The sequence below is a fragment of the Paenibacillus darwinianus genome, assembly GCF_000598065.1.
Classification (GTDB): Bacteria; Bacillota; Bacilli; order Paenibacillales; family Paenibacillaceae; genus Paenibacillus_I; species Paenibacillus_I darwinianus.
The window spans coordinates 8,039-24,557 of sequence record NZ_KK082161.1; the positions used below are offsets into that span (position 1 = coordinate 8,039).

The window sequence follows — 16,519 nt, forward strand, 5'->3', positions numbered from 1 at the left end:
GGGCCTGCCGCTGGATACGGAGTCGATCGTGCGGCCGGTGGCCGTCATGATCAACAACTACGGTGCCGCCCGTCCGCAATCCGGTCTCCCCCAAGCGGATATGGTTTGGGAGGTTCTGGCGGAGGGCGGCATAACCCGGCTGGTCGCTATTTTTCAGAATGGCGATTCCACCGATCCCGTTGGCCCGATCCGCAGTATCCGGCCTTATCTGATCGATATCGCGGAATCGTTCGGCTCGATCATCGTCCATGCAGGCGGCAGCCAGGACGCCTATGCGATACTGCAGCGTCAGGAGAAGCCGTATCTCGATGAAATCACGAACGCGGGCGGTTACTTCTATCGGGACAAATCCCGCAAGGCGCCGCATAATCTGTATGCAAGCCTGGACAAGCTGCGCGAGGCCGCGGACAAGAAGGGCTACGCCGCCGCAGCGGACGTGCCGGTTTTCCGGTTCATGCAGACGGTCGCTCCGCCTGCCGGCGCCGATGCCACAGCCATCGAGCTGAGGTTCATGCTGAAGAACTACAAGGTTTCGTACGCTTACGACACGGCGACGCAGCAGTATTGGCGCTCGGTGGACGGCAAGCCGCATACCGATCGGACGAGCGGTGAGCAATTGAAGGCGGCGAATCTTGTCGTGCTGAGCGCTACGCATCGGGTGCTTGACGATGTTGGCCGGCTCGACGTGGACCTTCAGTCAGGCGGGCAGGCCATGCTGTTCCAGCTCGGCAAGGCGGTCGACGCGACGTGGGAGCGCGGCGGCGACGGCGTCATCCGGATTATGAAGGACGGCAGCGAGCTTCCTTTTGTCCCGGGGAAAACGTTCTATCATGTCGTACCGAACGACACGACAATCGATGGGCATGTCGCCTATCAATAAACGGACAATTGACGAAGGGGATGCGCATGTTTAAGAAAAAGGATATTTTCTTCAAGACGTTTGAGGAGATGGCGGACACGATCGTCGAGGCCGTCGAATATTTCCACGATCATGTGCCGAATCTCAAGGATTTGACCGCATTCGCGCGCGAGATGAAGGAATACGAGACGAAGTGCGACCGATGCGTTCATATTATTTTGACCGAGCTGAACAAAACGTTCATCACGCCGATCGAACGCGACGACATCATGCGGCTGACGACGTCCCTGGACGACGTGCTGGACGGTATCGAGGCGCTCGCTTCGCGGTTTGAAATGTATCAGATCCAGGAGCCGGACGAGTATATCGTGCTGTTCGCCGAGAATCTGGTGCGCTGCGCCCATCAGATCAAGAAGGCGATCTATTTGCTTACCGACAAGAAGCTGCTTGCGATCCGCGAGCCGGCTATCGCGATCAACGAGCTTGAGAACCAGGCCGACGACCTGCTTCGCGTATGCATCAAGAACCTGTTCGCGAAAGTGAAGGACCCGATCGAGCTGATCAAACGCAAGGAAATCTACGAACGGCTGGAGCAGACGACCGACTATTGCGAGGATGTGGCGGATACCCTCGAGACGATCATTGTGCGCAACAGCTAACCGAGCGACTTCATCAACGGCTTCCACGATACGGCTCATGCGGTCGCGCACGCTTTGCGGCGGCGCCAAAAAACATGCAGCTCGTCCTTCCGCAGAGGACAGGCTGCATGTTTGCTTTTTCGGAGCGGCGGTCGAGATCAGCAGCTTTCCTTGGGCGTCGATTCGATCAGGTTGATCGGATGCCCGTCCGGATCGTAGACGTCGAACATAATATGCGTGTTCCAGGGCGAATCCCAGAATTGCAGATCGGAAACGCGGATGAACCGGTTGTGCAGCGACTTGTGGAGCGCTTCGACGCCGCTTACGTTGAGATTGAAAAACGGCTTCGGGGCAGGTATGATTTTGCCGCTCGTCTTCTCCTCCAGGCAGAGCATACCGTAATCGTCCTTGTCGGGATGCGTAAAAAGTGTGGCGGCCCGCGATTCGCTCCAGCGCTCGATGCCCCGGCAGCGCAGTCCGAGCTCCTTGGTGTAGAAATCGACGGATCGTTCGAGATTGCTCACCGGCAGAAACACGCCGGCCAGAAAGTTGACGGTCATGAATAGGGTCCCCTCCCGGCTGATATAGTGTGACTGGTCAGGTGCGTATGCTGCGTATAGTCCCAGTATATCACGGGTTGCGGGCGAGCGGGCAGGAAATGGCGACCGCCGGAAGCAGCATCTGGAGCGAGCGGGAGCGGGCCGGCAGAGGCAAGGAACATCCGTGTGTATGATGGTTTGGCATACGGCCCCGAGCCGTCCGTATGCGGAAAGGGTTCGGGGCATGGCAGGCCAGAAAGCGGCAGATGCATCGTAAGCGAGGGCGATCAGCGACGCTTCTTGCCCCCAGGGCGGCGTGTGGTTGAGCTGCTGCGGCGTCTGCGGCGCCGGCGTTTGGGCGGAACGGACTCGTCGTCGGAGGCGACGGCCGCCGATTTCTTTTTGCCGATGGAGCCGGCGATCAGCTTGAACATCGGGGCCATCTGCTGCATGCTGGAGACGACCTTTTGCACCTTCTGCACCGTCGCCACGATGCCGTCGATCCCGCCGAGTCGGTCGATCATTCCCTTCAGGTCGTTAAGGTTGCCGAGATTGCCGAGGGAGAAGCCGGTTTTGGCCAATGGGGCCGCACTCTGAAAAGCTTGCGGGGCCCCCGGGAAAAACCCCGGTAAGTTTTGTCCCGGCTGAAAGCCGGCAATGCCCGGTCCGCCGCCGCCGAACAGGCCGGAATCCGGTCCGGCGCCGCTTCCGAACGCGAATGGGTCGCTGATGCCGGGGAATGCGCCGCCGCTTTCCAAAGGCTGCTGGAAGCTGCGCATACCCGGATAGTTGCGTGGTTGAGTCACGTGGGATCACGATCCTTTTTTTCTAACAGTCTATGGGGTAGGCTGATGCGGGGATTGGACGGATGCCCGGTTGCCGGTTTTTTGTGGAAACGATCGGGGAAAACTCTTCTGTCCTGTAAAGCGTGAATACGGTAATGCTTGAAAAAACGACTGAAACGCACTACAATGTGCATATGAGTTCAAGTATGTATAGGGGTGACATTCATGCAGCTCAAGAAGCTGAACGACAAATCAATCGACCAGCTGTTCGAGGCGGTGCTGACGCTGAAGACGGTGGAGGAATGTTATATTTTTTTCGACGATTTATGTACGGTGAACGAGATCCAGTCGTTGTCGCAGCGGCTTGAAGTGGCGCGTATGCTGGGCAAAGGCTCGACGTATAATCAGATTGAGGCGGAGACGGGCGCGAGCACCGCGACGATCTCGCGGGTGAAGCGGTGCCTCAACTATGGCAATGATGGTTATTCGATGGCGCTCGGGCGTTTGGGGAGATAAACGATGAAGCCGGGTGTGCTCGTCATCAGCCACGGCTCTCGGGATCCTGACTGGGTGGCGCTTGTCGATGAAGCGGTAGATGCGGTGCGACGTCCGGCAGACCTGCCGGTCGTTTCTTCATTTCTGGAGATAGTAGAGGGGCGGCTGATTCAGGACGGCATCAATGCGTTGGAAGCGGACGGGGTGACGCATATTTATGTGCTGCCGCTGTTCGTGTCGTCCGGAAGCACGCATGTGGACGACATCGGCCAGGCGTTCGGGCGGGCGCCTGCGGCGTATCGGGAAGGCGAGATGGAGCCGTTCGCGGTGAAGCGGGCGGCGGTTGCCTTTGGGAAGCCGATCGACGATGACCCGGTCATTGCGGAGATCGTGTACGGGAATGTGCGCGAACTTTCAGTCGAGCCCGAGCGGGAGACGCTGCTGCTCGTCGCGCACGGCAGCCGCGAGAAGGGGCTCAACCGCGTTTGGCGGACCGGCATGTCGCGGCTCGCGGAGCGGGTTCGCGTGCTGGGCGGCTTCAAGCGGGCGGAGATCGCGACGCTGCTGCCGGATCAGGCGGCCTGCGTGATGAAGGCGTTGACGGGGCGGCGTGCGGACGCCGCTGCGGCGGTGCTGGTGGCGCCGCTCTTTTTGAGCCGGGGATATTTTACGAGTAAGGTCATTCCGGGGCGGCTTGAGGGCTTCGATTATCGTTATAACGGACACGCGCTGCTGCCGAATCGGTGTATTTCGCGGTGGATGGAGCGGCAGATCGGGGAGTGGCTGACGGAGCTGGAAGCAGGCGGACTGGGAATTGACGGCGATTTCGGATATGATGAGAGTAATCGGTCATCGTGAACGGAGTGGGGTAAGTTGACGATTAAAAGGGCAAGACTGATATACAATCCGACCTCAGGTCGGGAGGAAATCAAGCGGCGGCTGCCGGATATTTTGCAGCGGCTTGAGCTGGGGGGCATCGAAACGAGCTGTCACGCGACGGTCGGCGAAGGCGATGCCACGCTGGCGGCGGCGGATGCGATTGAGCGCGGTTTTGACATGATTATTGCAGCCGGCGGGGACGGCACGCTGTACGAGGTCATCAACGGCATGGGGGAGAACGTCAATCGGCCGCCGCTCGGCATTTTGCCGCTGGGGACGACGAATGATTTTGCGCGCGCGCTCGGCATTCCGAAGCATTGGGAGTATGCGTGCGACCTGATTGTGCAGCAGTATGCCCGTGTGATCGATGTCGGCAAGGCGAACCAGAAATATTTCATCAATATTGCAGGCGGGGGCTCCTTGACGGAGCTGACCTATGAGGTGCCCAGCAAGCTGAAAACGATGATCGGCCAGCTCGCTTACTATATGAAGGGGCTGGAGAAAATGACGCGGCTGCGGCCCTCCGAGATGATTATTCAGGCGGCGGGGCATCCGGTCATCCATGAGGAGATCCAGCTTTTTCTGATTTGCAACAGCAATTCGGTCGGAGGATTTGAGCGGCTGGCGCCGGATGCCAGTCTGGAAGACGGCATGTTCGAGGTGCTGGTCGTGAAAAAGTGCAGCCTGCCAGAGTTCATCCGGATTGCCACGATGGCGTTGCGCGGCGAGCATTTGAACGATTCGCATGTGCTGCATTTTAAGACGAATGAGCTGCGGGTGACGACCCAGGATTACGTGCAGTTGAACCTGGATGGCGAATACGGCGGCACGCTGCCATGCACGTTCTCGATTCTGCCGTCGCATCTGAAGATTTATGTGGATGAGCAGGGCGCGTCGACTTACCGGTAACAGCGTGACAGGAGGAACTATGGGCGGGAAAGGGAACGGGGCCGGAATCGGTATTCCGGTAGGCAAAAATGAAGAGGTCGTCACCGACATCGTCGGCCTGACGCATGAGGGCGAAGGGGTAGGCCGTGTGAACGGCTTTACCCTATTTATACAGGGAGCGCTTCCCGGCGAACGCGTGCGGGCGAAGGTGCTCAAGCTGAAGAAGACGTACGGCTATGCCAAACTGCTTGAGCTGCTCGTGAAGAGCGAGAATCGGGTGGATGCGCCTTGCCCGATCTATAAGCAGTGCGGCGGCTGCCAGCTGCAGCATATGAGCTACGAAGCGCAGCTGGCGTGGAAGCGGCAGCATGTGGTGGACAACCTGGTGCGGATCGGGAAGCTGGAGGTTGCGGGGGAAGGCGCTGGCGGCACTGCAGCGGGGCAGGACGATAGCGTTAGCGCCGATGGTGGTGTGGCTTCGATAGCTTCAGGGCGAAGAACTGCTGTCGTCGTGCATCCGACGATCGGGATGGACAACCCGTGGCGTTACCGCAACAAGGCGCAGGTACCGATCGGAATGGCGAAGGCCGATCTTGACGACGGCGCCAGCGGCTCGCTGATCGGCGGCTTCTATGCGCGCGGCTCGCACCGCATTGTGGATATGGATGCTTGCCTGATTCAGCATGAGCGCAACGACGACGCGGTTCGGCGTGTGAAGGAAATCGGCTCGCGCCTCGGCGTGACGGCGTATGAGGAGAGCAGCGGCCGGGGGCTGCTGCGTCATGTCGTCGTCCGCACCGGCTTCGTCTCGGGTGAGACGATGGTCGTGCTGGTGACGAACGGCACGAAAATTCCGAATGTGCAGGCGTTTGTAGAGGGCATCAGGGAAGTGCTGCCCGATGTTCGGAGTATCGTGCAGAACGTGAACAAGAAGAGCACAAATGTGATATTCGGCGATGAGACGCGCGTGCTGTGGGGCAACGATGTAATTTATGACGAGCTGGATGGAATTCGGTTCGCGATCTCGGCGCGGTCGTTCTATCAGGTTAACCCTGCACAAACGGTGGCGTTGTACCGGAAGGCTGTGGAGTATGCGGGGCTTACGGGTGATGAAACGGTCATCGACGCTTATTGCGGCATCGGTACGATCTCGCTGTTCCTGGCCCGCCGGGCTGGCCGCGTATACGGCGTGGAGATTGTGCCGGAGGCAATCGAGGACGCACGGCGGAATGCCGAGTTGAACGGCATCGGGAATGCGGAGTTTGCCGTTGGCTTGTCGGAGGACGTTATTCCGCGCTGGCGGGAAGAGGGAATTGTGGCGGACGTGGTTGTCGTCGACCCGCCGCGCAAAGGCTGCGACCAAGCGCTGTTGGACACGATTGTGATGATGCAGCCGAAGCGCGTTGTATACGTGTCGTGTAACCCGTCAACGTTGGCACGTGATCTGCAGGTGCTGGAAGCTGGCGGGTATCGGACGGTGGGGGTGCAGCCGGTGGATATGTTCCCGCATACCGTACATGTGGAGTGCGTGGTAGGAATATGTCGGGTCGATACCTAGAAGTCCTGAATTATCAGTATTCTGCGAAGTATTCGTCATTTAATATTGAGGAAAACGACTTTAGAAGTAAGATATTGAAAGATAAAATCGAGGTTTCTATTGTGTTGGATTTGAAATGGGTGGACACATCTGATGACTTCTAATGAATTTGAGAATATCCAAGAGAGCGTCCAAAAATTGGGGCGTTCTCTTTTTATATAGATACTTTTCAAAAAAGCCGATTGTCTGAACGATTGAATGTTCAGCGCAGTCGGCTTTTTTGCGTGAAGGAGAGTTGTTGGATGAGTAAAGTAATCGCTCTCGCCAATCAGAAAGGCGGCGTCGGCAAAACGACAACAGCGGTCAACCTCGGCATTGGCTTGGCAGCGGAAGGCAAGAAGGTTCTGCTGTTGGACGGGGACGCGCAGGGCAACCTGACGGATTCGCTAGGCTTCCATGAACCGGACAGTCTATCCGTTTCATTAGCTACGATGTTGGTGAAAGGCATGACGGAGGAGCCATATGAACCTAGGGAAGGTATTCTGCATCATCATGAAGGTATCGACCTGATGCCTGGAAACATCGAATTATCGGCGGTCGAAGTGGCGCTCGTCAATACGATGAGCAGGGAAACGATTATGCGTTCGTACGTCGATTCCGTAAAAGCAGATTACGATTATATCCTGATCGACTGTATGCCGAGCTTGGGCATGATGACGATCAACGCATTGGCAGCGGCGGATAGCGTCATTATCCCGGTACAGGCGCATTACCTTCCCGCCAAAGGCATGACGCAGCTTTTGCAGACGGTTGCCCGCGTTCGGCGTCAAATTAATCCGAAGCTGGCTGTGGATGGTGTGCTGCTCACGATGGTAGACAGCCGAACCAATTTCGCCAAAGACATTTCTTTCGTGTTGCGTCGGGATTATGGGGATAAGCTGCGTGTATTCAATACAGAAATACCCCTGTCCATCCGCGCGGCGGAAACAAGCGCCAAGGGTAAAAGCATTTATGCTCACGATCCGAACGGACAGGTTGCTAAAGCCTACGCTGCACTTACGAAGGAGGTGCAGGATATTGGCAGCGAAAGAAGATCGGCTCGCCAGCATAAAGCTGACCAAAGTCGATGATTTATTCTCGACAGAGGAAAGCCGCAACGATTCGCAACGGGAAAAGGTAATGGATATTCCATTGGCTGAAATTAGTGAATTTCCCGGTCATCCCTTTAAGGTAAGGGCGGATGAAGCGATGTTAGAAATGGCGGATAGTGTCAAGCAGTATGGTGTCCTAGTTCCCGGCTTAGTTCGGCCAAAGGTAGGCGGTGGATACGAGATGGTATCCGGCCATCGTCGAAAGAAGGCAAGTGAATTGGCTGGAATGGAGACAATTCCATGTCTCGTTCGCGAGTTGGATGACGATCAAGCGACTATCATCATGGTGGATAGCAACCTGCAACGGGAGTATATTTCTCCGAGTGAAAAAGCTTTTGCCTACAAAATGAAATTGGAAGCAATGAACAGACAAGGACAACGAACAGATTTAACTCGTTCCCAAGTTGGGAACAAGTCTGCTGCAAAGAAATCAAGCGAGATATTAGCAGAACAGATGGGCGAAAGCAAAAACCAAATATTTAGATACGTTCGCCTAACCGAACTCACTCCCCCCATTCTCGAAATGGTAGACGACAAACGGATTGCCTTTAATCCTGCCGTTGAGTTATCTTACTTGGCCGAGAAAGAACAGCAAGCCCTATTCGATACCATGCAGGCCGAGGACTGCACGCCTTCACTTGCTCAGGCTCAGCGTATGAAAAAGATGAGTCAAGAAGGCAGGCTGAATACAGATGTCATTTACACCATACTGACGGAGGAAAAGCCGAATCAGAAAGAAAAAATGAGTATTCAGCGAGAACGAATCGACCGCTTTTTCCCACGAGACTTTTCGGAAAAACAAAAGGAAGACCTAATTGTGCAACTGCTGGAAAGCTGGTACAAAAGGCGGCAGCGGGAGCACGAACGGTAATTCACCCGTTGCTACCCTGTTCAAGCGCCCTCTCCCCTGACGGAGAGCTTTTTTTATGCCCATTTTTGGGGAGGAGATCATCAATGGACTTTACGAAAGGAAAACGGCGTCAGTATGAACGCCTGATGAAAGAAAAGCCGGGCTTTGCGCGCAGCAGGCTGTCCGAGGAGGAAGAACAACTGCTTCGCAAGCAGGCCCGAGAAGCCAAATGCGAACAAATGAAGCATGGCCACAAAACGAATCGGGAGGGCTGACGATGGAGCAGGAGAAACGAATGGCTGGCGAGTATGAGGTTTACCAGGCGCTGCCCATGGGCAGGGTCGAGGTTATTATGGGCATCGACATGGCGAATACCGAGAAGCCCTATCAGGTTTGCTACTGCTCGCAGAACAATTTGTTCGGCATCGATCAGTTTTATGGCGCATCCACCCATGCGGAATATTTAGATGCGATGCGGGAGTTTACCAAGCGGATGCAGTGGGAAATCGAGAAACTCCAAACCGAGCGCTCTGCGATCACGGAGCCGATGCCTCCCATTCTTCCGGCTCAATGCTTGCCGATTAAAAGCGATGATGAGCTGAACGGTAGAATTGTCGTGATCCGTCTGGAATGGCTACGTCCCGAGTTTCGCACGGCGGATAACCAGCTTATTTGGGTAACGGGAGGGTTCGGGGCTTCGGGGCATTCGCGCGGGCGAGCGGTCTATGCGGAAACACTCTATTCCGGCGATGAATACCGCTATAACCGGGAAGACCTGATGGGCTTTCTGAAGCCGGAGCATACACCGGCGTGGGCAGCCGAAAAGCTGGCACAACGACAAGCGGAGCAAGCATCGAAGCCGCGTCCGCGAGGCGAAGCGCGTTAAGAGAAGAGCAGACTTTCTTCTATATAAATGAAAGGAGATCGTAAACAATGTCATGGACGTATCGACACCGCAAGACGCTCATCATGGGAGCCATTGCGATCAGCGTAGTGCTTCTGGTTGCAGCAGCCCTATACATGCTGATGCAGCATGCCGACCAGCAGCAAAAGCATCAACAGATGAAAGAGGAGTATGAGCGGCAGATCTACCAATTGAAAACTGAGAACGAGCAAAACAGCCGAAACGTCTGGACGACTGCAAAAACGATACCGGCAGGCGTCGCGCTGAAAGCCGATGACCTCAAGTCTGTTCCGATGCCGGTCAGTTTGGTTCCGCCGGGCGTCATCACCGACCGGGAAAGCATCATCGGCAAGAGCGCAAAAATCGAGCTAGAATCGGGAACGCCGCTGCTCTCGTCGCTGCTGTACGAAGGTCAGCCCGTTCCGAAGGATTTGCGTATTCAGGAGTTTCAGGTCATTCAGCTTCCTTCTAATCTCAAGCCTCACCAATATATAGACGTTCGCATCGGCTTTCCAACCGGTGAGGACTTTGTTCTCCTATCTAAAAAGAAGGTACAGGAGCGGTCTGGTACGATCGTGTGGCTGGAGCTGGATGAGATGGACATCCTCCAAACGTCCAGCGCCATTATTGATGCTTATTTGCAAGGAGCGCGGCTGTATGCTCTCCCCTACATCGAGCCGGGCTTACAGGACGCGGCTGTGGTCAACTATCCGGCCAATCAGAAGGTATTGGACCTGATGGCGGTCGATCCCAATCTGCTCGAAACCGCGCAAATCGAGCTTGCCCGTAAGCTACGTCAAACGCTGGACGGGAACTTGAAGGCAGTCAGCGAATCGGACAAGCTGCGTGTCACCAGCGGAAACGTGACGGTGCAACAGCAACTGCAAAATGAACGGACGACGACGAGGCAGGGCAATGCCATGAGCGGAACGCAGCCAGTCAGCACGCCGCAGGCGGGAGAATCAACGGTTCCAACGAGCGGTCAACAGCCTGCACCGGGTGATTCTTCCGCTACCGCATCATCACCGCCATCTACTACAAGCCAACAGCCGTCCCCGCCTGCCGATTCGCCGCTACTTCCTTCGGGTACGCCACCGGCAACCGAAGCGCCTCTGGCAAGCGGGGATAAATGGGAAGACATCTTCAATCAATGAGGAGTGCGAATATGAAAAAAATCGTATTTATCGGCGTAGCGGAGAAGACGCATGCCTTATTGGTGCTGGGTCGCTTGCTGGCGGCGCTTGGGAATAAAGTGCTGCTCGTGGACTCCACCATGGCGCAGTCGATTCGGGGGTATTTGCCGAATGCTTATACCAGCAGCGCCGTTCAGGACTATGAAGGCATGGATGTGGCCTATGGCTACCTCACACCCGAACAGCTTGAGCGAGGCTTGGCACAGGCCGGGACTACGCCGACATACGACGTCATGCTGGTGGACACGGATCATACGGAATTTGTGTTCCGCCATAATCTGTCCCAGTTTGACAAGCGGGTGTGGTGTTGGGATGGGAGACGGTTATCGCTGGAAAAAAACGAGGAGCTGATGCTGCGACTGGGCTTGCAGGACGCGGAATCGCCTGTCAGTTTTTTTGAAATGCTTGCCCCCGCCATACCGGGTCACCTGGCAGCTTGGCGAGCCGAAATGCGGCTGCGGCACATCCAATGGGAGGAACCCTTTTTTCGTTTTCCTTTGGACGAGCGGGACGCAGCCGCCGATTTGAACAACCAGCACCACGGCCGCATGGATCTTCGAGGACTGACAGGCGCATACCGCTATACACTGCTGACGATGCTTGAGCAGCTTGGAGATTGCGACCGCAAGGCAGCGCGGCGGGCTTGGTCGATCGCTCGGAAGAAAGTGCGAGTGTGGTAGAAAGGAGAACGCATATGGGAGTTACCGTTGTATTTTGGAGTCCCGTGCCCGGCCAGGCGGGGACCACAACCAATCTGCTCGCTGCGGCAACGTGCATGGGGCTGGAACATTCGGCGCGACTTCTGCTGCTGGGGCATTTGCAAAACAGCTATGCCGCTGTCGAGCGGGCTTACTTCCGGCCTGCCGCATGGCATGACATTCATGCCCCGGACACGGGAATTGATGCGCTCTTGCGACTGCTGAAAAACCGCAAGCTGGAGCCTGCCATGCTGCGAGATTATGCCCATCCGTTGCTGCGGGATCGTCTCGATATTTTGCATGGCTCGATCAAGCAAGAGGATGCCTTTATCGAAATGGCAAAGGAATGGCTCACACCGCTGCTTGCGGTCGCCCGCCGCGCTTACGATATCGTGCTGCTGGACGGGGGGAGCGGCAGCGGGTCGGCTTGGAACGAGTTGCTGCGGCAGCAAGCGGACGTAGGGGTTATTTGCCTGCCGCAAAACCGTCTCCTGCTGGAGCGATTTTTTCAATCGGCGGAAGCATCGACGCTGCAAGACCGAAGGACGTTGCTCGCATTCGGGCAATACGATCCGTATTCGACGCTCACCGTTAAAAATCTCATGCGCCAATTCCGCATCGGAACGTCCGTTTACCCTGTATCTCATAACACAGGCTGGATGGACGCGGTACAGCACGGCGAATCGAATGCCTTCTGGTTCCGCAACCGGAAGACAGTAAGCGGCCATGAGAATCATCTGTTTGTGCAGCAGGTGCGTCGATTGGCGCAGGCTGTGATCGACAGCGCGGGCGCAAGGCAGTCCCTTTTCGGCGGAAGGGTGGGCGACACACCATGACGGCCATGCTTAATACTTTCATCCTGATAGCGCTCCTGTTGCTTTCGAGCTTCTTCCTTTACTTGCGCCTGAGCCGACGATTGCCGGAGCGGACAGACGACACGTCGGTATATACGCTGGAGGCAATGACCACTTTCGTTAATGCAACGCTGCACGAGTTGACCAGCAGCAATCTGGCTGACTTCGGTTTGTCGGAGGAGGAATACCGCCGCCGAAAAAGTAAACGGGCGGATCTGAAAAAGGCGCTGCGGGGCTGCACCTCCGGGGACTTGCGGGATAAAGAATACGTCAAGGAGATCATTGCCGACCTGCTCGCGCAGCGCTATGAACTGGACGATGCGCATCTGCACCTCCTGCTGCCTTTTCATCAGCCGGAGTCTCTTTCCGCGCAAGACCAGTTTGACATTCTGCTTCACACGTATAAAAAGGAAGCCGGGCTTCATGCGCTCGACCGGCTCATTCAAACCTACGAGTTGGATCGGCATAGACGAAACGAGGAAGGCCAGCTTGAAACGTACCGGATTTCGGCGGAGGATATTCGAAGCATCTTCGCTCGGGAAGCGCCGCGTTTGACGACGGACGATAAGCTCCAGCTTGTCGTCCAGCGGATATATCAGCATTACAAAGGGTTCAGCGTCGTGGACGAGCTGCGCGACATGCGCGTGGACGGCGTATCCGGGGGCGTATCCGGTCTGCCGCCGTTTATGTGGGAGGGCGAATGGTCGCTGGAGGAGGATGCACAGCTTCAGTCGCTGCCCCGTTCGCATGATAGTGTTTGGTTGTTTTACAAGGGTAAGTCCATTCACCTGAGTTTCTTGTCCTTCGGCTCCGAGCAGGAACTGCGGCGCGTTTGCCAGATCATCTACAAGCACAATTTTCCCGGCCAGTTGTCCGAGGCGAATGGATTTAAGGTCAATGAAATGGCAGACGGCTCCCGCGTCGTTGTGCTGCGCCCCCGATTTTCAGAATCGTGGGCTTTTTTTGTGCGCAAATTCGATGTGCAGAGCGCGACGCTGGAGCAATTGATTCAGGACGACGGGGCGGAATTGCCGATTGGCCTCATTCGTTACTTGGTGTCGGGTGCGCGTATCACGGCCATTACCGGCGCGCAGGGCAGCGGCAAAACAACGCTGCTTATGGCGATGGTGCGCCATATTCCAGAAGTGCTGCCCATCCGGGTGCAAGAAATGAGCTTCGAGCTTCAATTGCGCAAGATCTACCCGGAACGCAACATCGTCAGCCTGCGCGAAACCGAGACGATCTCCGGTCAGCAGGGGCTGGACATCCAGAAGAAGACGGACGGCTCCGTCAACATTTTGGGCGAGGTGGCGACCGATCCGGTTGCGGCCTGGATGATACAGATGGCACAGGTGGCGTCTTTATTCACCTTGTTCACGCATCACGCCAAAACCTTTCGCGATCTTGTGTTGTCCCTGCGCAATTCCTTATTGAAAACAAAGGTGTTTACGAACGAGCGTGTGGCGGAACAGCAAGTCGTCAGTGTCGTCAACTTCGATATTCACCTCCGCCGCGATCTGGACGGACGGCGCTATATCGAACGCATTACGGAATGCGTCCCTTCACCGCAGGAAGCTGCTTACCCGGATTCCTTTCGCGGGAAAATGACAAAGGACGAACGAATGGCCGCCTTTATGGAAACGGCGCTCGAATACTTCCGCCGCTCGACGGATCGCCCGCTGTACACGGCCCGAAATCTCGTCGAATACCGCGACGGCCGTTACGTTGCCGTTCATCCGCTGTCCGAACAAAGTCGCTATGAGATTGCGGAATACCTGAGCGGTCCCGATCAGGCCGTCTTTGATGCATTTCTGGCGTCCTATTGGGGGGATGAGACATGATTCGGGAATGGCTGTCCCCTCTGCTCGGTATCGCAACTGTGCTCTTTCTTGCCGCTGTCGCGGCCTTCCTGTGGCTATCCCGACGTGATTCGGAGGTGGCGGCAGTCCGGCGCTACGAAGCGCTGCGCAAGCCGGGGCAAGCACCTCGCAAGCAGGCGGTTTACAGCTTCATGCAGCAGCTATATAGCGTTTGCGAGCATGTGCCAGTTTTACGTGTGTACTTACAGCATCTTCGCAGGCGGCTGGTCATCCTGCGGCTCGGGGACGAATGGAAGCTGCGGTTGGAAACGATGAAATCGGCGCTGCTGATGTGGCTTGTCCTGCTGCTGGCCGCTGTTCCGCTTGTCTTGGCGGTGCGCGATCCCTTCACGCTGGCGATGCTCGGCATGGGTCTTTGGGTCGGCCACGGCATCCTCTCGGATATGGGCGTCCATCGGCTCGAAATGCGGCTGCTGCGCCAGCTTCGTCTTTTTCTTGGCGATGTACGCCACCATTATCATCGTCACGGGATGGTCGAGGAAGCCATATACGAGTCGGTGGACAGCGCGCCGTATGAAATGGCGCTGCAAGGGCAGGAGCTGTATGACATGCTGACGGACAGCAACGCCGAGGAAAAACTGGCGCAATATGTGGAGCTTGCTCCGAATCGTTATTTGCAGGGCTTTGCCGGATTGTCGTATCTCATCAAGGAGCACGGCGACCAGCAAACCGAAACCGGCTCTGTCTACCTCAAGGGGCTGGAAAAGCTGTCCGTCGAACTGAATCTGGAGTTGCTGCGCCGCGAGCGTCTTAGCTTCCTGCTGCAAGGTCTGACCGTCATTGCGCTGCTGCCGCTGCTGTTTACCCGTCCGATTGAAGCCTGGGCCAGCCACTTTTTTCCGGCAATGGACACCTTCTACGCCAGCGCTTTCGGCTGGGCCGTCAAACTCTGCCTGCTTGTCGTCGTGTGGCTATGCTACGTGCTGCTGCGCAACCTGTCGGAGCTGGATGCGACCACAAGACCCACCAGCCGAAAAAGATGGGAGAAACGAGCTTATGGCTGGCCGTGGATGCGCTGGCTGGCCCTTCGGTTGGGGCCGATCCCCGGCTCGCGGGAGGCGCAGCGGATGACCCGGCTGCTCAAGGATACAGCTTCCCCTTTGCGTCTCGAATGGTTTTATGTGCAGCGGATCGTAGCCGGGGCCGCAGCATTTTTGGCGGTAATGGGCTTGTTCGTGTCGCTGCATGCAGCGGAGCGGCATCAGGTGCTGTATACGCCGGTAAAGCCGGGAACGCTGTTCGGGCAGTTGTCCCCGGAGGAGGAAGCAAAGGCGAGGGAAGCCGCCGCGCTGGATCGCAGGATGCTCGATCAATTAAAGGAGGTGAGGCCGCGAAGCGAAAATAGCGTCATCAGCCTGCTGCGCAAAGACCCGGCTGTACAGATCAAGGAGGATCAGCTTCGAGCAACGGCGCGACGCATTCTGGGCAAGCTGGAGAAGCTGAATCAACCTTTGCTGGCGTGGTGGGAAGCGTTTCTGGCTTTCGCCGCGGGGTGGGGCGGGTACGCGCTGCCGGTTGGCATCCGTCTGTTCCAACGGCGTATGCGGCAGATGGAGATGAAGCATGAGGTGGATCAACTGCAAGCCGTAATTGCCATGCTCGCCGGGATGGATCGGATGTCGGTTGAACAGCTTCTGCTATGGATGGAACAGTTTGCGCAGATGTTTAGGGAGCCACTGCAAGCATGCCTGCTTCACTTTGAGCAGGGCGAGGAGCAGGCGCTTGCGCAGCTCAAAGAAGATGCGCCGTTTCTGCCGTTTGTTCGGATCGTTGAGAAACTGGAGATGGCATCGCAGCATTTGACCATCCGGCAAGCATTCGACGATCTCGAAGCGGAGCAGGCGTTTGCGCGGGAGCAACGCAAGCAGGAGTATGAACAGTTAATTGAACAAAAGGCAGGCTGGGGCCGCTGGATTGGGTTTGCCCCCTTAATGACGCTGATATTCGGGTATTTGGTCATCCCGCTGGTCGTCGTCAGCCTGCAGCAGATGACAACCTACTACGATCAGCTTCAACGCATCCAGTAGTCGGTACGAACGCTTTCCCTTACCAACGGGAAGGCGTTTTTTTATTCCCCATTTAAAGGAGAGATTCGAATATGTCCAATGCCCAAAAAGCGCTGGTCATGGCGGCAGGTATCTTCCTCGCCATTGCGCTCATTACGCTCGCAGTCGTGCTGTTTATTTCTGCTCAGGATTCGACCAAGGCGGCGCAAAGCAGCTTCAGCAACATCCAGACAGAGCTTTCGCAGACTGCGTTTACGGTGTACGACAATACGACGCTTTCGGGCAGTCAGGTGGTCAATGCGCTGCGCAAGTTCCGTGATCAGGACCAGTTCGGCATCCAGATCGTAACCGGCAAAAATCCGA

17 protein-coding genes and 1 pseudogene are annotated in these 16,519 nt (G+C 56.4%); 16 read left to right on the plus strand and 2 right to left on the minus strand.

From position 1 onward, the window contains the following. Both BG52_RS08555 and BG52_RS08560 read left to right on the plus strand, forming a co-directional pair. The coding region (locus BG52_RS08555) for a DUF3048 domain-containing protein (RefSeq protein ID WP_036667115.1) at positions 1–880 on the plus strand (880 nt) is incomplete at its 5' end. 20 nt (positions 881–900) lie between these two features. Further along, on the plus strand, positions 901–1,518 hold the full coding sequence (locus BG52_RS08560; protein WP_036581492.1) for a DUF47 domain-containing protein: 618 nt from the start codon (positions 901–903) through the stop codon (positions 1,516–1,518). A gap of 137 nt (positions 1,519–1,655) precedes the next feature. On the opposite strand, the gene BG52_RS08565 is transcribed toward BG52_RS08560, so the two are convergent. Both BG52_RS08565 and BG52_RS08570 read right to left on the minus strand, forming a co-directional pair. After that, positions 1,656–2,057 carry a VOC family protein gene (locus tag BG52_RS08565; protein WP_036581490.1) on the minus strand — a complete coding sequence of 134 codons (402 nt, stop codon included), beginning with the start codon at positions 2,055–2,057 and terminating at the stop codon, positions 1,656–1,658. A gap of 266 nt (positions 2,058–2,323) precedes the next feature. Next, on the minus strand, positions 2,324–2,842 hold the full coding sequence (locus BG52_RS08570) for a hypothetical protein (RefSeq protein WP_051587975.1): 519 nt from the start codon (positions 2,840–2,842) through the stop codon (positions 2,324–2,326). 204 nt (positions 2,843–3,046) lie between these two features. Between BG52_RS08570 and BG52_RS08575 the strand changes: the two genes are divergently transcribed. The 14 genes and pseudogenes from BG52_RS08575 to BG52_RS08635 all read left to right on the plus strand — a co-directional run. Further along, positions 3,047–3,337 (plus strand): YerC/YecD family TrpR-related protein, encoded by a 291-nt coding sequence (locus BG52_RS08575; protein ID WP_036581486.1) that lies wholly within the window; start codon positions 3,047–3,049, stop codon positions 3,335–3,337. Between the two features lie 3 nt (positions 3,338–3,340). Continuing rightward, positions 3,341–4,174, plus strand: a complete 834-nt coding sequence (locus tag BG52_RS08580) for a sirohydrochlorin chelatase (RefSeq protein ID WP_051587973.1) — start codon at positions 3,341–3,343, stop codon at positions 4,172–4,174. A 15-nt stretch (positions 4,175–4,189) separates the two neighbouring features. Continuing rightward, positions 4,190–5,104 carry a diacylglycerol kinase gene (locus BG52_RS08585; RefSeq protein WP_081793703.1) on the plus strand — a complete coding sequence of 305 codons (915 nt, stop codon included), beginning with the start codon at positions 4,190–4,192 and terminating at the stop codon, positions 5,102–5,104. A 19-nt stretch (positions 5,105–5,123) separates the two neighbouring features. After that, the gene (rlmD, locus tag BG52_RS08590; RefSeq protein ID WP_051587971.1) at positions 5,124–6,641 is read left to right on the plus strand and encodes a 23S rRNA (uracil(1939)-C(5))-methyltransferase RlmD; all 1,518 of its coding nucleotides are present in this window, start codon (positions 5,124–5,126) and stop codon (positions 6,639–6,641) included. Positions 6,642–6,922: 281 nt separating this feature from the next. Beyond that, a complete protein-coding gene (locus BG52_RS08595; RefSeq protein ID WP_036581483.1) occupies positions 6,923–7,750 on the plus strand; it encodes a ParA family protein in 828 nt (275 codons plus the stop codon). After that, positions 7,698–8,642: a ParB/RepB/Spo0J family partition protein gene (locus tag BG52_RS08600; protein WP_036581480.1), complete on the plus strand. Its 945-nt coding sequence runs from the start codon at positions 7,698–7,700 to the stop codon at positions 8,640–8,642. Before BG52_RS08595 ends, BG52_RS08600 begins: the two co-directional genes overlap by 53 nt. An 83-nt stretch (positions 8,643–8,725) precedes the next feature. Beyond that, positions 8,726–8,896, plus strand: a complete 171-nt coding sequence (locus BG52_RS16080; RefSeq protein WP_190287508.1) for a hypothetical protein — start codon at positions 8,726–8,728, stop codon at positions 8,894–8,896. Between the two features lie 2 nt (positions 8,897–8,898). Then, on the plus strand, positions 8,899–9,507 hold the full coding sequence (locus BG52_RS08605) for a hypothetical protein (protein ID WP_036581477.1): 609 nt from the start codon (positions 8,899–8,901) through the stop codon (positions 9,505–9,507). An 83-nt stretch (positions 9,508–9,590) separates the two neighbouring features. After that, the gene (locus BG52_RS08610) at positions 9,591–10,679 is read left to right on the plus strand and encodes an SAF domain-containing protein (protein WP_190287509.1); all 1,089 of its coding nucleotides are present in this window, start codon (positions 9,591–9,593) and stop codon (positions 10,677–10,679) included. An 11-nt stretch (positions 10,680–10,690) separates the two neighbouring features. Further along, a complete protein-coding gene (locus tag BG52_RS08615; protein WP_036581473.1) occupies positions 10,691–11,398 on the plus strand; it encodes a hypothetical protein in 708 nt (235 codons plus the stop codon). Between the two features lie 14 nt (positions 11,399–11,412). After that, positions 11,413–12,252, plus strand: coding sequence for a hypothetical protein (locus BG52_RS08620; RefSeq protein WP_036581470.1), 840 nt, complete (start codon positions 11,413–11,415; stop codon positions 12,250–12,252). Further along, positions 12,249–14,111 (plus strand): Flp pilus assembly complex ATPase component TadA, encoded by a 1,863-nt coding sequence (locus BG52_RS08625; protein ID WP_036581468.1) that lies wholly within the window; start codon positions 12,249–12,251, stop codon positions 14,109–14,111. Before BG52_RS08620 ends, BG52_RS08625 begins: the two co-directional genes overlap by 4 nt. Beyond that, positions 14,108–16,177, plus strand: a complete 2,070-nt coding sequence (locus tag BG52_RS08630; protein ID WP_036581466.1) for a hypothetical protein — start codon at positions 14,108–14,110, stop codon at positions 16,175–16,177. Before BG52_RS08625 ends, BG52_RS08630 begins: the two co-directional genes overlap by 4 nt. 71 nt (positions 16,178–16,248) lie before the next feature. Further along, positions 16,249–16,519: pseudogene (locus BG52_RS08635) on the plus strand (ABC transporter permease); the annotation flags it as partial.

Bases quoted from the DNA above. Each gene is read 5' to 3' on its own strand.
- BG52_RS08560 (WP_036581492.1), top strand. From the start codon at position 901: ATGCGCATGTTTAAGAAAAAGGATATTTTCTTCAAGACGTTTGAGGAG.
- BG52_RS08565 (WP_036581490.1), bottom strand. From the start codon at position 2,057: ATGACCGTCAACTTTCTGGCCGGCGTGTTTCTGCCGGTGAGCAATCTC.
- BG52_RS08575 (WP_036581486.1), top strand. From the start codon at position 3,047: ATGCAGCTCAAGAAGCTGAACGACAAATCAATCGACCAGCTGTTCGAG.
- BG52_RS08580 (WP_051587973.1), top strand. From the start codon at position 3,341: ATGAAGCCGGGTGTGCTCGTCATCAGCCACGGCTCTCGGGATCCTGAC.
- rlmD (WP_051587971.1), top strand. From the start codon at position 5,124: ATGGGCGGGAAAGGGAACGGGGCCGGAATCGGTATTCCGGTAGGCAAA.
- BG52_RS08595 (WP_036581483.1), top strand. From the start codon at position 6,923: ATGAGTAAAGTAATCGCTCTCGCCAATCAGAAAGGCGGCGTCGGCAAA.
- BG52_RS16080 (WP_190287508.1), top strand. From the start codon at position 8,726: ATGGACTTTACGAAAGGAAAACGGCGTCAGTATGAACGCCTGATGAAA.
- BG52_RS08605 (WP_036581477.1), top strand. From the start codon at position 8,899: ATGGAGCAGGAGAAACGAATGGCTGGCGAGTATGAGGTTTACCAGGCG.
- BG52_RS08610 (WP_190287509.1), top strand. From the start codon at position 9,591: ATGGGAGCCATTGCGATCAGCGTAGTGCTTCTGGTTGCAGCAGCCCTA.
- BG52_RS08615 (WP_036581473.1), top strand. From the start codon at position 10,691: ATGAAAAAAATCGTATTTATCGGCGTAGCGGAGAAGACGCATGCCTTA.
- BG52_RS08620 (WP_036581470.1), top strand. From the start codon at position 11,413: ATGGGAGTTACCGTTGTATTTTGGAGTCCCGTGCCCGGCCAGGCGGGG.
- BG52_RS08625 (WP_036581468.1), top strand. From the start codon at position 12,249: ATGACGGCCATGCTTAATACTTTCATCCTGATAGCGCTCCTGTTGCTT.
- BG52_RS08630 (WP_036581466.1), top strand. From the start codon at position 14,108: ATGATTCGGGAATGGCTGTCCCCTCTGCTCGGTATCGCAACTGTGCTC.